10 protein-coding genes are annotated in these 14,544 nt (G+C 75.3%); 4 read left to right on the top strand and 6 right to left on the bottom strand.

Annotated features, from left to right (window positions below; translation table 11 throughout):
* Positions 1-55: 55 nt before the first annotated feature.
* Positions 56-1,249 (top strand): C39 family peptidase, encoded by a 1,194-nt coding sequence (locus O7600_RS27170; protein WP_281591243.1) that lies wholly within the window; start codon positions 56-58, stop codon positions 1,247-1,249.
* Here the strand turns inward: O7600_RS27170 and O7600_RS27165 are convergent, their stop codons facing one another.
* The gene (locus tag O7600_RS27165; RefSeq protein ID WP_281591242.1) at positions 1,250-2,542 is read right to left on the bottom strand and encodes a PQQ-binding-like beta-propeller repeat protein; all 1,293 of its coding nucleotides are present in this window, start codon (positions 2,540-2,542) and stop codon (positions 1,250-1,252) included.
* Positions 2,539-3,786 carry a PQQ-binding-like beta-propeller repeat protein gene (locus O7600_RS27160; protein WP_281591241.1) on the bottom strand — a complete coding sequence of 416 codons (1,248 nt, stop codon included), beginning with the start codon at positions 3,784-3,786 and terminating at the stop codon, positions 2,539-2,541. The genes O7600_RS27165 and O7600_RS27160 overlap by 4 nt, the downstream gene beginning before the upstream one ends.
* Positions 3,787-3,877: 91 nt before the next feature.
* Between O7600_RS27160 and O7600_RS27155 the strand changes: the two genes are divergently transcribed.
* A complete protein-coding gene (locus O7600_RS27155) occupies positions 3,878-5,731 on the top strand; it encodes a hypothetical protein (RefSeq protein ID WP_281594281.1) in 1,854 nt (617 codons plus the stop codon).
* Between the two features lie 96 nt (positions 5,732-5,827).
* Here O7600_RS27155 and O7600_RS27150 read toward each other — a convergent pair whose 3' ends face one another.
* On the bottom strand, positions 5,828-7,615 hold the full coding sequence (locus O7600_RS27150) for a hypothetical protein (protein WP_348651362.1): 1,788 nt from the start codon (positions 7,613-7,615) through the stop codon (positions 5,828-5,830).
* Positions 7,573-9,342, bottom strand: coding sequence for a hypothetical protein (locus O7600_RS27145; protein WP_281594280.1), 1,770 nt, complete (start codon positions 9,340-9,342; stop codon positions 7,573-7,575). The genes O7600_RS27150 and O7600_RS27145 overlap by 43 nt, the downstream gene beginning before the upstream one ends.
* A 297-nt stretch (positions 9,343-9,639) precedes the next feature.
* Here O7600_RS27145 and O7600_RS27140 point away from each other — a divergent pair, with 297 nt between their 5' ends.
* Positions 9,640-10,833, top strand: coding sequence for a hypothetical protein (locus O7600_RS27140; RefSeq protein ID WP_281591239.1), 1,194 nt, complete (start codon positions 9,640-9,642; stop codon positions 10,831-10,833).
* Between the two features lie 31 nt (positions 10,834-10,864).
* A complete protein-coding gene (uppS, locus tag O7600_RS27135; RefSeq protein WP_281591238.1) occupies positions 10,865-11,677 on the top strand; it encodes a polyprenyl diphosphate synthase in 813 nt (270 codons plus the stop codon).
* A 316-nt stretch (positions 11,678-11,993) separates the two neighbouring features.
* On the opposite strand, the gene O7600_RS27130 is transcribed toward uppS, so the two are convergent.
* The gene (locus O7600_RS27130; protein WP_281591237.1) at positions 11,994-12,491 is read right to left on the bottom strand and encodes an N-acetyltransferase; all 498 of its coding nucleotides are present in this window, start codon (positions 12,489-12,491) and stop codon (positions 11,994-11,996) included.
* A gap of 95 nt (positions 12,492-12,586) precedes the next feature.
* Positions 12,587-14,533 carry a 1-deoxy-D-xylulose-5-phosphate synthase gene (gene dxs, locus O7600_RS27125; protein ID WP_091579513.1) on the bottom strand — a complete coding sequence of 649 codons (1,947 nt, stop codon included), beginning with the start codon at positions 14,531-14,533 and terminating at the stop codon, positions 12,587-12,589.
* Between the last annotated feature and the right edge of the window lie 11 nt (positions 14,534-14,544).

Below are 14,544 nucleotides of genomic sequence, written 5' to 3'. Positions count from 1 at the left end.
CAAGAATCGACCAGCGCGCCGGCCGACGGCCGGACCCGAGCCGAGCGGAGCCCCGATGACCGCCGTCCACCCCGGCCGGGACGTGGCGTACCACCGGTTCCGCTTCCCGGCGGACCGGGACCGGGGCCGCGTGGACGGGCTGCGCGCCGAGCCGGGTGGGCTGACGCCCGACGCGAACGCCGGCACGCTGACGCACACCGATCCGCACTCCGGGACCACCGTCGACTACGCCGCGGGGACGTGGACCTCCCCGGTGGTGCCGGTCGGCTTCGCCGCCGCCGAGCTGGTGCCCTCCTGGACCGCGGACACGCCCCCCGGCTGCTGGCTGCGGGTGGAGCTGCGCGGCTGGGCCGGTGACGCCGCCACCACCGGCTGGTACGAGCTGGGCCGCTGGGCGGCCGACGACAGCGCGGTGCACCGCTCGTCCGTGCCCGGGCAGGCCGACGGCCACGCCCGGGTGCTGGCCGACACGCTCCGCGTCACCGACGCGACGGTGACCGGCTGGCAGGCCCGGGTGACCCTGTTCCGCCGGCCCGACGCGCCCGCCGGCCCGGTGCTGCGCACGGTCGGCGTGGTCGCGTCCGCCGACGCCGACGCCGACGCCGGGGTCGACGGCGGCGCGGCGGAGACCGGCGCCCGGGGTCGGGTGCTGGACGTGCCGCGGTACGCGCAGCGGCTGCACGCCGGCGGGGAGACCCGCTGGGGCGGCGGCGGGGACTCCTGGTGCAGCCCCACCTGCGTGTCGATGGTGCTCGACTTCTGGGGCGCCGGCCCCACCCCGGAGCGCTACGCCTGGGTCGACCCGCCCGGCCCGCGCCCGGTGGTGGTGCACGCCGCCCGGCACTGCTACGACCACGCGTACGCCGGGGCGGGGAACTGGCCGTTCAACACCGCGTACGCGGCCACGCACGGGGTGGACGCGTTCGTCACCCGGCTGCGCTCGCTGGCCGAGGCGGAACGGTTCGTCGCCGCCGGCATCCCGCTGATCGTCTCGGCGGCGTTCACCGCCGGGCAGGTGCCCGGGCTGGACTACGACACCCGCGGGCACCTCGTCGTGCTGGTCGGCTTCACCGACGACGGCGACCCGGTGCTCAACGACCCGTACGCGCCGGACGACGAGCGGGTCCGCCGGACCGTGCCCCGGGCGCCGTTCGAGGCGGCCTGGCAGGGTGGCAGCGGCGGGATCGCGTACGTGGTGCGCCCGGAGTCGGTGCCGCTGCCCGCGCCGCCCGCGCAGCGCAACTGGTGATCAGCGGCCGACCGGCCAGATCGTCAGCCCGCCGTCCGGGCGCAGGCACACCAGCACGGTGCCCGAGTCGGCGCACTCGTCCCAGGAGCCGGGCAGCACCGCCCGGATCCGCGCCTCCGCGGCCGGCACGTCCAGCGCGCCGACCAGCGTCCGGTCCGCGCTGAGGTGACGCAGCCCGAGCAGCCCGTCGGGCGGCCGGACCGTGCCGGTGATCCGCCAGCGCCCGAGCCGGCCGAGCACCCGGCCGGTGGTCGGCTCCAGCACCCACCGGTTGAGCTCCAGGCCGACTCCGGGCGTGGCCGCGAGCAGGCGGCCGCCGACCGGGAACACCCCGAGCCACCGCTCGTCGGTCCACGCCGGACGCCCGGTCGCCGGGTCGAGCGTCCGCGCGCCGCCGACCTGGTCGCGCAGGCAGACCATGCCGGCGCAGTCGGTGAACCAGAGCCCGGCGCGCTCCCGCACCGGCACGGTCCAGCGGGCGTCGAGCCGGTCCAGCCCGTACGCGGTGACCGTGCCGGGACCGCCGTCGACCAGCAGCAGATCGGCCACCACCTGCGCGTACCGGTAGGAGACGCCGTCCGGCGCGGCCGGCACCCGCCCGGTGTGCGCCAGCGCGCCGGTGTCCGCGTCGTGCACGGCCACCCGCCCGTCCGGCGTCACCAGCACGAGCTGAGTCACCCCGTGGCCGTCCGTCCGGTAGGCCACCCCCTGGGCCGGTATCGGCAGCGTCCACCGCACCGCCCCGGAGCCCGGGTCGACGGCCAGCACGCTGCCCGCGCCGGCCGCCCGGGGACTCTCCAGCAGCAGGCCGCCGGACGCGGTCGTGACCGGGTAGCCGGGCTGCCGCCAGCGTGACGCGCCGGTGGCCGGGTCGAGCAACGTGGAGAGCGTGTCGCCGGCGCCGGCCGGGCTGCTCGTGACCAGGAGCCCACCGGCGGCGACGCCCAGCCCGAGCACGTGGTCGCCGGCGGGCAGGCTGAACCGCCAGAGCGGCTCCCCGCCGGGCAGTCGGTGCCCGGTGACCACCCGGCCGCCCCGGCCGACGGTGCCCGGCCCGTCGGCCACCATCAGCCGGTCGGCGAGGACCACGAACGCGGCTCCCTGCGGTGCGGGCACCCGCACCGGCGCCGGCCGCTTGGCCGGCGCGGCCGCGCCGGTCACCGCGAGCAGCGCCAGGCAGACCAGCGCCACCACCCGGGCGACCCGACCCGGAGGGCGCCGGGGCGACGCGGGAAGCGGCTCGTCGCCGTCCTCGCCGTGCCGCATCTCACCCAGGTCGATGAGCGCGCTCACGGCAGCCGCCGCACCGCGAAGTCGCCGTCACCGTCGCGGCACACCACCAGCGCGCGGCCGGCCGAGCAGTCCACGCCGGAGAGCACGCCCCGGACCGGCAGCCGACCGCCGGGCAGGTCCAGCTCGGCGAGAAGCAGCCGACCGCCGCCCAGCGGCCGGGTCAGGAACAGCGGGCCGCCGACCTCGCTCGGCGGGACCGCCGTCCACCCTGCGAGATCGGCGACCAGCCGCCCGTCGTCGGCGTCCAGCACCGCCAGGTGGCCGTCGTCGCTCTCACTGGCGCCGACGAGCAACCGCCCGCCGTCCGCCTTCCACACACCCGCCCATCGGTCGATGGTCCACCGGACCGCGCCGGTGGCCGGGTCGAGCCCCCACATGCCGCCGGTCTGCCGGCTGGCGCAGAGCACGCCTCCGCAGGTGTCCACATAGTCCAGCAGCGGCAGGTCGGCGGTCCACCGCGACCGGAGCGTGTCCCGCTGGTAGGCCGCGACCCCGTCCTCCCGGATCTCCAGCACCAGGTCGCCGGCGGTCAGCACCCGCCGCTGGGTGGGCAGCTCCCCCGGATGCAGGTCACGGGCGGCCAGCCGCTCGCCAGTGACCGCGTCCAGCACCACGGTCTCGCCGCTCTCCGGCACCACCAGCAGCCCTTCGACCCCCGCCGGCCCGAGGACGAACCGCAGATCCGGGGTCGCGGGGGCGGTCCACAGCGTGCGGCCGTCGGCGACCGCCACCCGGCGCACCTCCTGCGGGCCCGACCCGGTCGTCGGTTGGAGCAGAAGCGCGTCCCCGGCCGGGTAGCCGAGCGCGGGTTGCCGCCAGCTGAGCCGGCCCGTCGCCGTCTCCAGGGCCACCGTCTGCCACGCCTCGTCGGGCCCGTTCGGCCCGGCGGCCAGCACCCGGTCGCCCATCTCCCACACCGAGACGACGTCGCCCGGGCTCGGCAGCCGGCTGCGCCAGCGTTCCCGCCCGTCCCGGTAGGCGACCACCTCCCGGAGCGCACCGGGCCGCCAGTCCAACGGCCGGACCACGTACACCCGGTCACCGGCGACGAACGCGGACGCCCCGGTGCCAGCCGGCACCGTCCACCGCGCGGGACGCGCCGGTGGCGTCGCGGACGCGAGCGTGACCAGCGCCACCAGCAGCACCACCAGGACGCGGAACGGCCGGCCGACCGCACGCGGCGCCCGGCCCGGCACGTCGGACGCCGGGTCGTCCCGCAGCTCACCCAGATCGATGACGGTCACGAGCACCCCTCTCCGCGCCGCCGGACCCTCGCCCGGTCGTGACCGGACCGTGGCCGGACCGCCTGTACGATGGCCCGTCGTGGCCGTGCCGGTGGTGGACCCCTCGCTGAACTCCTCGTCCGTCGAGGTCGACACCCGCGTGTCCGACCCGCCGCGTCGGCCGCGTCGCCGACCGGCCCGTGCCGACGTGCTGGCCATCGGAGCCTATGCGCTGCTCGGTGTTCTCGTCTGCCTCAACTACTGGGGCGACGTGCAGCACCGGGTCTCCTCACACCTGCCGACCGACCACAGCTGGTTCGAGTGGCTGTTCGCGCACGGCGCCTACTCGGTGCGGCACCTGGAGAACCCGCTGTTCACCGCCCGGCAGAACGCGCCGGACGGGGTGAACATGATGGCGAACACCTCGCTGCTCGGGGTGACGCTGCCGCTGGCGCCGCTGACCATGCTGCTCGGCCCGCAGGTGATGTACGCGCTCTACCTCGGCGCGGCGCTGTCGGCGACCGCCGCCACGTCGTACTGGACGCTGTCGCGGCACCTGGTCCGCTCCCGCGGCGCGGCGTTCGTCGGCGGGGCGTTCCTCGGCTTCGCCCCGGGCATCGTGCACCACGCCAACGGGCAGCCCAACTTCGTGTCGAACTTCCTGCTCCCGCTGATCGTCTCCCGGGTGCTGCGCCTCGGCGAGCCGGGCCGCTGGCGGCGCAACGGCGTGGCGCTCGGGCTGCTGGTGGCGTACCAGATCTTCATCAACGAGGAGATGCTGCTGCTCACCGCGCTGGCCTGCCTGGTCGTCGTGGTGGCGTACGCGGTGCAACGCCCGCGCGCGACGCGGGAGCGGGCGGGCGCGTTCCTGGCCGCGATCGGGGTCGGTGGCGGGGTGGCGCTGCTGCTCACCGCGTACCCGATCTGGTTCCAGTTCAACGGCCCGCAGTCCTACCGCGGCCTGCAGGGCGGGGTCTTCCACAACTGGGGCGAGGACCTGATGGCCTTCGTCACCTTCGCCCGGGACACCGTGGCCGGGGACGAGGCGGTGGAGAAGACCATCGGGCTGACCGAGCAGAACACCTGGTTCGGCTGGCCGCTGGTGCTGGTCGGGCTGGTCGCGCTGGTGCTGCTGGCGCGCCGGTCGGTGCCGGCCCGGATCCTGGCCGTGCTGGTGGTCGTGTTCATGGTCGCCTCGATCGGGCCCACGGTGCGCTTCGACGGGGTGGAGACCGAGGTCGACGGCCCGTGGGCGTACGTGCCGGACGACCTGCCGCTGGTCGAGATGATGATGCCGACCCGACTGAGCCTGGTGGTGGTCGGCGCGGTCGGCGTGCTGCTGGCGCTGGCCTGGGACGCCCTGGCCCGCGCCGGCCGGTCGCCGGTGCCCGCCCCGCGTGCCGGCGACGACACCTCAGCGCCGGGTGCCGGGCCCCGCCGGCGGCGCGGGCTGCGCCTGGTCGGGTACGCCGCGATCGTGGCCGCCCTGCTGCCGCTGTTCCCACGCCCGCTGCCGGCGCAGCAGATCGACCCGCCGCCGCACTTCGTCACCTCGGGCGGCTGGCGCCCCTACGTGCCGGACGGCCGGACCCTCGTCCCGGTGCCGATCCCGAGCAACGTGCACGGGCTGCCGACGCTGCGCTGGAGCGCGCTGACCGGGCAGGAGTTCCCGATCCCGGGCGGCTACTTCATCGGCCCGAACGAGCGGGGCGAGGGCGTCTTCGGCGCCCCGAACCGCCCCACCAGCACGCTGATCTACTCCACCATGGACGCCGACCGGGTCCCGGAGATCACCGAGGAGAACCGCCGGCAGGCCGTCGAGGACCTGCGCTTCTGGCGGGCGTCGGTGGTGGTGCTCGGGGCGAACCCGCGCGAGGCGGTGCTGCGCGACCTGATGACCGCGCTGCTCGGCCCCGCCCAGCGGGTCGACGACGTCTGGCTCTGGGACGTGCGCGACCGCGTGTAAGGAAGGGCCCCTTCTTAACGTATTCGGTAGAGAAGGGGCCCCCTTTTAACACGGGCGCGTTAAAAGGGGGCCCCTCCTTACACGGCACCGGGTGCGTCAGCCGAGCAGGGGGCGGACGTCCCACAGGTGCCCGCCGGGCACGTCCCGGCCCGGGCCGACCAGGGCGTCCACGGTGGCGCGCACCGGGTCGGCCGGCGACGAGTCGGCCTGCACCAGCGCCGCCGCCCGCCAGTGCCGCAGGTCCTCGACCGCCTGCCGGCGCTCCACGTCGCCGACCGGCGGCACCTGGCCGGTCTCGGCGGCCCGGCGCAGCAGCAGCGAGGTGGGCCGGTCCGGCGCGCCCCAGCGGGCGGTCGGGTCGGTCGCCGAGCGCGGGCCGATGAAGTAGCCGCCGGGCGCGTCGAAGGCCAGCCCGGTGCGCGCCGACCAGAACATGGCCGGGCTGACCGCCGCCCCGGTCACCGGGGGCACCGGCACCAGCGTCCGGCCCGGCGGGACGTACGCCTGCCAGCCGCCGCCGGACACCACGGCCGGCACCGGCGTCACCGGCACCGTGCGGATCGGCGTCGGGGTGAGCGGCAGCAGCGCGGCGGCGACCGCGCCGGCCCACGGCGCCCAGGCGCGCGTGCCGGAGCGCCGGACCCGGTCCAGGGCCAACGCCAGCAGCACCCCGCACACCGGTACGCACACCAGCGCGAACCGCGCCGGCACCACCAGGTCGAGCAGCGGCACCCCGGCGAGCAGACGGTAGGGGCCGGGCACCCCGGTGTCGTGCCGGTTCAGCACCACGCTCGCGCCGAGCGACAGCAGCGCGAACAGCAGCCCGCACGCGGCGAGCGCGCGCACCAGCGGCCGACGCCACAGCCGCACCACCACGAGCAGCGCCAGCAGCGGCAGGAACGGCCCGAAGAACGAGTTCTGCTCGGTCGGGTTCGGCGACAGCAGCCCGGCGCGGTGGGCGTCCCCGGCGACGGTCTGCCGCGCGGTGGCGGTGAACGAGGCCAGGTCCAGCCGGTAGCCCAGGGTGTGGAACGGCATCCCGCTGTAGTGGCCCGGCCCGAAGAACTGGAACCACAACGGGTACGCCAGCAGCACGCCGGCGACCAGCGCGCCGATGCCCAGCCGGCGGGCCACCACCGGGACCAGCCGGCGGGCGGCGGCCCGGTCGGCCAGCGCGTACGCCCCGGCCAGCACCCCGGCCGCGAGGGCCAGGAAGACCAGCACCTCCTCGCCGAGGAAGACCTGGTAGGCGACCGCCAGCCCGAGCAGCACGCCGTCGCGGCGGACCCGGTCGGTGGCCGGCCGGAAGACCAGCGCCAGGATCACCGGCACCAGGAACTGGGCGGCCATGTGCAGGTGCGCGCCGGCCTGGGCCACCATGCCGGGGGCGAAGCCGCAGACCAGGCCGCCCACCGCGGCGGCGGCCCGGGAGCGGACCAGCCGGCAGGCGAGCAGCGCGTACCAGGCGGTGGCCGTGCCGGCGAGGCTGAGCGTCACCGCGACGAGGAACGCCGCCTGGGAGCCGAACGCCACGGTGACCGGGGTGAGCGGCACACCCAGCCCGAGCACCGAGGTGTTCGCCATCAGGTTCACCCCGTCCGGGGCGTTCAGCGCGGCGCTCCACAGCGGGTTCTCCCCGCCGGTCACCGCGCGGGCCGCCCGGGCCAGCATCCACTCGAACAGCATCTGGTCGCCGGCCTGGTGGAACAGCCGTTCCGGCCGGCGCCACTGGTCGGTGGTGAGCAGCACGGCCAGACCGAGGTAGCCGGCCACCACGAGCGCGTCGACCGGGCGGGGCCGCCACCGGCGCCGGGACGCGCGGCCGGGGCGGTCCGCCGCGGTCAGACGGAGCGGCTGGTCAGTGTCCGGACGTCCCACAACCACACGTCCAGCTCCTGCCGGCCGGGGCCGACCAACTGCTCCACGGTCCGGCGCAGCGGCTCGGCGTTCTGCTCGTTGAGCGGCAGCACCACCACCGCCGCGTTCCAGTGCCGCAGCTCGTCGAGGAAGCGGCGGCGCTGCCGGTCGTCGAGCTTCGGCGTACGCCCGGTGGACGCCACCTCCTCCAGCAGGTCCCCGATGCCGCTGGGCCGGCCGCCGAAGCGGCCCGGGTCGCCGGTGACGCCGTTGCGCGGGGCGAGGAAGTAGCCGCCGGGGATCTTGAAGTCGAGGTCGGTGCTGGCCGCCCAGCGCATCGGGTCGGTGTTGCCCATCGCCGGCACCGGCACGGAGACCAGCGTCTGGTCCGGCCCGACGTACTGCCGCCACCGGTCGGCGGTGATGAACTCCGGCACCGGCGGCCGGGTGGTGACCCGCAGCGGCATCGGCGCGATCGGCAGCAGCGCGAAGACCAGGCCGGCGGCGGTCAGCGTGCGGGCGGTGCGCCGGTCCACGCCCCGCAGCACCCAGGCGCTGCGCACCGCGTACGCGAGCAGCACCGCGACCGTCACGCCGGTGATCATGCCGAACCGGGTCGGCACCACGGCGTCCAGCAGCGGCAGCCGCACCAGCAGCTCCCACGGCCCGGTGACCAGCTCCCGGTCCCACCAGGAGATCCGCTCGCCGAGCGAGAGCACGGCGAAGAACAGCCCGGTCGCGGCCAGCGCCCGCACCACCACGTCCCGGCGCAGCCAGACCACGATGCCCACGGCGAGCAGCGACAGGCTCCAGCCGAAGAAGGCGTTCTCCTCCGAGTAGTTCGGGGCGAGGTTGACGTTGGCCCGCTCGTTGCCGCCGAAGGTGGGCGAGCCGGGGGCGAAGAACGCGGCGATGTCGTTGCCGTAGTCACGCACCGTGTCGCTGAGCCCGTGGTACGCCATCGGCCCGGCGAACTGCACCCAGAGCGGGTACGCCAGCAGCGCGCCGGCGAGCAGCGCGCAGACCGCGAGCCCGGCGCCGAGCGGTCGCCAGGCGGCGGCCCACCGCGCGCGCTGCTGCGCCAGCACGGCGAGCAGGAACACGCCCAGCGCCATGGCGGTGAAGAGCAGGATCTCCTCGTTGATGAACGCCTGGGCGGTGACCAGGAGCGCGAGCAGCGCGCCGTCGCGGACCGGGCGGGTCGACCGGGTCAGCACCAGCACCCGCCAGACGATGAACGGCAGCAGGAACTGGCTGATGATGTTCGGATGCCAGTTGGCGTGCGACAGCATGGCCGGTGAGAACCCGCAGAACCAGGCGCCGACGGCGGCGGCCGGGCGGTGACGCACCAGGTGCCGGGAGAGTACCCGGTACCAGGCGGCGGCGGTGCCGGCCAGGCCGAGCGTGACCAGCGTGACGAAGGAGACCGCCGGTCCGAACAGGAGGGTCACCGGCACCATCGGGATGCCGAGCGCCAGGATGGCGGTGTTCGCCATCAGGTTGACCCCGTCGGGGTAGTTGAACTGCTCGGTGAAGAACGGGAACTCGCCGTGCAGCACCACCCGCACCGAGTGGGCGAGGAAGAACTGCACCTGTGCCGGGTCGCTGCTGTAGAGCGCGGCCACCCGGCCGGCGGGGTCGGCCCAGATGCCGCTGGTCACCCAGATCGCGGCGAGCAGGAAACCGCCGTACACGACGAGGTCGATCCGGCGGCGCGTCCAGCGCCACCGCCACCGGCGACGCGCGGCGGGCACGGCCTCGTCCGCCGGGTCGGCGGGGGCCGGCGGGTCGGCGGGGGCCGGCGGGTCGGGCCGGGTGACCGGAGGCCGGTCGAGGGTGACGGAGCGGGGTCCCGTCGGGGCGTCGGCGGCCGGCGTCGAGGCGCCGCGGGTCTCGGCAGGCGTCACAGTCGGCGGAGTCTACCGGAGCCGGATATTGGCGCACGAATCGCGCGTCACGTTCCGCGACGAACGGGTGAGCCGGGCTCGGCCGGGCGACCGGTCGTCTCGTACCATGTGGGCTTCCGACCGACGACCGGCGAGGGGATCAGGGTGGTTTCAGCCCGCCGAGGCGCTACGACGGGCACCGCGCTGGCCGCGCTGCTGCTGGTCACGGTCGGTTGCGGACCGGTCGCCGAGCGGCAGCCGAAGGACCTGCGGGTCGGCTACGACAGCCTGGACGGCACGCTGGCGGTCTGGCCTCCGCGCGGCAGCCTGGCCCGCGACGCCGCCGCCACCGCCGGGATCACCGAGGCGGTGCGGGGCTGGCGGTCCCCGGTGGACGACCGGGTGCACGTGCCCTCCTCCGGCATCCTCTTCTCCGGCCAGGTCGCCGGTTCCGCGCTGGCGCTGGTCGCCGCGGACGTGCCCGGCGAGGCCGCCTCCTGGCTGCTGCAACTCGGCCGGGACGGGCAGCGCTGGCGGGTGGCGCACGCCACCGAGTACACCGACCCCGGCTACCTGGTCTACTCCGACGTGCTGCCGGTGCGCCAGCCCGAGGGCCGCCGCTACCTCACCTCCGCCCGGGTCGAACGCCTGCTCGGCCCCGACGGCCGGGTGCTGGGCGGCGCCGACGGCGTGACCGACCCGGTCGCCGCGCCGGCCTGCCGGGCCGTCGAGCTGACCGCGACGCTGCGGCCCACCCCGTCGCTGCCGCGCGGCCGGGCCGCGGACCGCGTCCTCGACCTGGGTACGGCCACCGAGGCGCCCCGCTACCCGCTGGTGCGCGACGAGACCGGCGCCGGCAGGCGGGCCCTGACCGGGTTGGACACCTGCGCGCTGGCCGGTGAGCGGGGCCCGTTCGGCAGCCTCCCCCGCCGCCTCGGCGACCGCGAGGCGCCCCGTTCGACGCCCGAGTCCTGGCCGATGGCGAAGATCGCGACCCGGTCGCTGGGCGAGGTGGCCCTGGGCGGCGGGGAGCCGGGCGACCTGGAGCAGCTCAGCTGGGAGACGGCCACCGGCACCATGACCGCGGTGGTCTACCGCCCCGCCGGCGGCGGAACCCCGGTGGTCTCCCCCGCCGACCGGTCCACCACGCTCCAGGCCTACCACCTGCCGGTGCCCGGGCAGCCGCTCGCGGTGCTGACCTGGCGTACCCGGGACGCCTCGTTCGCCGCCCCGCCCGGCACCACCCGCCTGGTCGACCGGCCCGGCCTGGTGGTGGTCGAGCAGACCGACGCCAAGCAGACGTTCAGCCTGGCCGGCACCGAGAAGACCTGGTACCGCTCCCTCTCCGCCCCCCGCTGACGGGCGGAGGGCCTTCCCGTCGGAGGACCCCATGGTCGAGATGATCCGTCGGTTCTACGCCCGTCGCCTACGGGCCGGACTCGTCGACGCGACGCTGCCCCGGCACGTCGCGATGGTGATGGACGGCAACCGTCGCTGGGCGCGGCAGATGGGGTTCGACGACCCGTCGGTGGGCCACCGGTACGGCGCGGCACACCTGCACGAGGTGGCCGGCTGGTGCACCGAGCTGGGCATCCGGCAGATCACCCTGTTCGTCGCCTCGGTCGACAACGTACGCAAGCGCGGCTCCGCCGAGGTCGCGCACCTGATGCGGCTGGTCGAGGACGTCATCGCCGAGCCGCTGCGGCGACCGGACAGCCCGTGGCGGCTGCACGTGGCCGGCCGGACCGACGTCCTGCCCGACTCCACCCGGCACGCGTTGAAGCTGGCCGAGGACGTCACCCGGGACCGGGCCGGCGGCTTCGACCTGACCGTGGCAATCGGCTACGACGGTCGTACCGAGATCGCCGACGCGGTCCGGCGCCTGCTGCACCGCGAGGCGGAGGCCGGGGCCACCCTCACCGACGTGGCGGACCGCCTCACCGCCGACGCCATCGGCGCGCACCTCTACACCGGCGACCGATCGGCTCCCGACCTGGTCATCCGGACCAGCGGGGAACGGCGGATGTCCGGCTTCCTGCTCTGGCGGGCGGTCCACTCCGAGCTGTACTTCTGTGACGTGTACTGGCCGGGCTTCCGCGAGGTCGACTTCCTCCGAGCCCTGCGCACCTACACCACCCGCCCCCGCCCTCACCCTCACCCCCGCGTCGATCTTGCACTTGCGGCCCGGACAAACAGGGCGTAACGGATTCCTTCTGGGCCTTAACTGCAAGATCGACGGGTGCTTGAAGGGGCGCGCGCCGGGTGTGGGTCGGGCCTTGATGGCGCGCTTGGGGTGCGGGTTTGCGGGAGAGGCGTCGATCTTGGAGTTGTGGCACCTTCGATACAGGGGCTTACCGGATATCCTGGGCGCCACAACTCCAAGATCGCGGGGACGGCCGAGGCCAGGGCCCGGCGGGCCGGGGCGAGCGGGCGGGTTGGCCAGGCAGGGCTGACCGGGCCGGACGGGCGAGCAGGGCCGGTCAAGGCAGGGCGGCCGAGCAGAGCAGGCCACGCGGACGTCAGGGGTGGTGGAGGCGCATGCCGAGATAGGGGGCGTCGGCGGGGCCGGGGCGGGTGGTGCCGTCGGGGCGCCAGCCGTGCCGGATGTAGAAGGCACGGGCCCGGGTGTTGCGCTCCCAGACCTCCAGCACCCCCACGGGCAGCGCCTCGGCCTCCAGGTGACGCAGGAAGAGCCCGTGCAACGTGCCGCCGATGCCGCGGCCCCAGCAGTCCGGGTCGACGTGGATCTGGTAGAGCTGCGCGGCGTCCACCTCGGACGAGTGCGGCGGGCCCATGGCCAGCAGACCGACCACCCGCCCGTCGACCACGGCGCAGCGGACGTGCTTGTGCGGCGCGGCGATGGCCGCCGTCCAGCCGTCCCGCTGTTCCCGGGCCAACTCCGGGTTGACGATCTCCCCGGTGGGCAGCCCGCCCGCGCCGTAGTAGGCGACGCGGGCGCGGGTGTGCAGGTCGACGATGTCGTCCAGGTCGGCCGGCGTGGCGGCACGCACGTCCATGGCACACTCCTCCCACGCAGACGGCCCCGGGGAGCCCCGGAACGCCGCTCGGGCGGCCCCGCGGGAAGCGGGACCGCCCGAGCACCGTATCCGGATCAGTTCTGCGCCGTGGCCCCGTCGGTGGCCGGGTCGACCGGCGCGGCGTCCAGGCCGGAGATCCAGCCGGTGACGTCACGCGCCACGTCCTGCGCGGTCAGCCGCAGGTCGGCCAGGATCTGCGCGCGGGTGCCGTGCGGGTGCCAGTCGGCCGGCACGCCCAGGTCCTTGACCGGCACCCGGACGTCGGCGTCGCGCATCGCCTGGGCCAGCGCGGAGCCGACGCCACCGACCCGGACGCCGTCCTCGACGGTGACCACGAGGCGGTGCCCGGCGGCCAGCTCGACCAGCTCGGCCGGGACCGGGCGGACCCAGCGCGGGTCGACCACGGTGACGCCGTAGCCCTGCTCGGCGACCCGGGTGGCGACCTCCATGCCCAGGGCGCCGAAGGAGCCGACCGCGACCAGCAGCACGTCGGTACGCGCCGATTCGGCCAGCACGTCCACCGGGCCGACCCGGCGCACGGCCGGCAGATCGGCGGCGACGGTGCCGGTCGGGAAACGCAGGATGGTCGGGCCGTCGTCGACGGCGATCGCCTCGCGCAGCTCCTCGCGCAGCGTGGCCGAGTCGCGGGGCGCGGCGATCCGCAGGCCGGGCACTACACCGAAGACCGACATGTCCCAGACGCCGTAGTGGCTCGGCCCGTCGGGGCCGGTGATGCCGGCCCGGTCCAGCACGAACGTGACCGGCAGCTTGTGCATGGCCACGTCCAGCAGGACCTGGTCGAACGCCCGGTTGAGGAAGGTGGCGTAGACCGCGACCACCGGGTGCAGGCCGCCCATGGCCAGGCCGGCGGCGGAGGTGGCCGCGTGCTGCTCGGCGATGCCCACGTCGTAGACCCGCTCCGGGTACTTGCGGGCCAGCGTGGCGATGCCGGTGGGCTCGGCCATGGCGGCGGTGATGCCGACCACGTCCGGACGCTCGTCGGCGATGCTCACCAGCTCGTTGGCGAAGACGTGGGTCCACTTCACCGACGGCGCGGCGACCAGCTGGCCGGTCTCGACGTCGAAGGCGCCGCCGGGGCCGTGCAGGCAGTCCGCCTCGTCGTCCTCGGCCGGACGGTAGCCGTAGCCCTTGCGGGTGACCGCGTGCACGATCACCGGGCCGCCGAAGTTCTTGGCCGCGCGCAGCGCCGCCTCGACCGCCGGCACGTCGTGGCCGTCGACCGGGCCGACGTACTTGATGCCCAGGTCCTCGAACATCGCCTGCGGGGCGACCGCGTCCTTGATGCCCTTCTTGACCGCGTGCAGCACCTCGAACATCGGCTTGCCGACGAACGGGGTGTTGCCCAGTGCGTCCTTGACGGTGTCGAGCACCTTCTCGTAGCCGGGGTTGAGCCGCAGCGACGACAGGTGGTCGGCGAGGCCGCCGATGGTCGGCGAGTAGGACCGGCCGTTGTCGTTGACCACGATGACCAGCGGGTTGCCGGCGGTGGCGATGTTGTTCAGCGCCTCCCAGCACATGCCACCGGTGAGCGCGCCGTCGCCGACCACGGCCACCACGGCCCGCTTCTCGCCGCGCAGCGCGTACGCCTTGGCCAGGCCGTCGGCGTAGGACAGGGCGGTGGAGGCGTGCGAGTTCTCGATCAGGTCGTGCTCGCTCTCCGCCTGGCTGGGGTAGCCGGAGAGGCCACCGCGCTGGCGGAGCTTGTCGAAGCCCTCCTGCCGGCCGGTGAGGATCTTGTGTACGTACGCCTGGTGGCCGGTGTCGAAGAGGAGCCGGTCGCGGGGGGAGTCGAAGACCCGGTGCATCGCCAGGGTCAACTCGACCACGCCGAGGTTGGGACCGATGTGCCCGCCGGTGCGGGAGACCTTCGCGATCAGGAAGTCACGGATCTCGGCGGCGAGGATGTCCAGCTGCTCGGCGGTCATCCGCTTCACGTCCTGCGGGCCGCGGACGGTGCCCAGCAGCCGACCGTGGTTGGCCGTGCCCTCTTCAACACTCATGACCGGAGAGT

The sequence above is a fragment of the Micromonospora sp. WMMA1998 genome, from assembly GCF_027497375.1.
Lineage (GTDB): Bacteria > Actinomycetota > Actinomycetes > Mycobacteriales > Micromonosporaceae > Micromonospora > Micromonospora sediminicola.
Note: the sequence above shows the minus strand (reverse complement) of the source record. Positions and strands in the feature narration are given on the sequence as shown.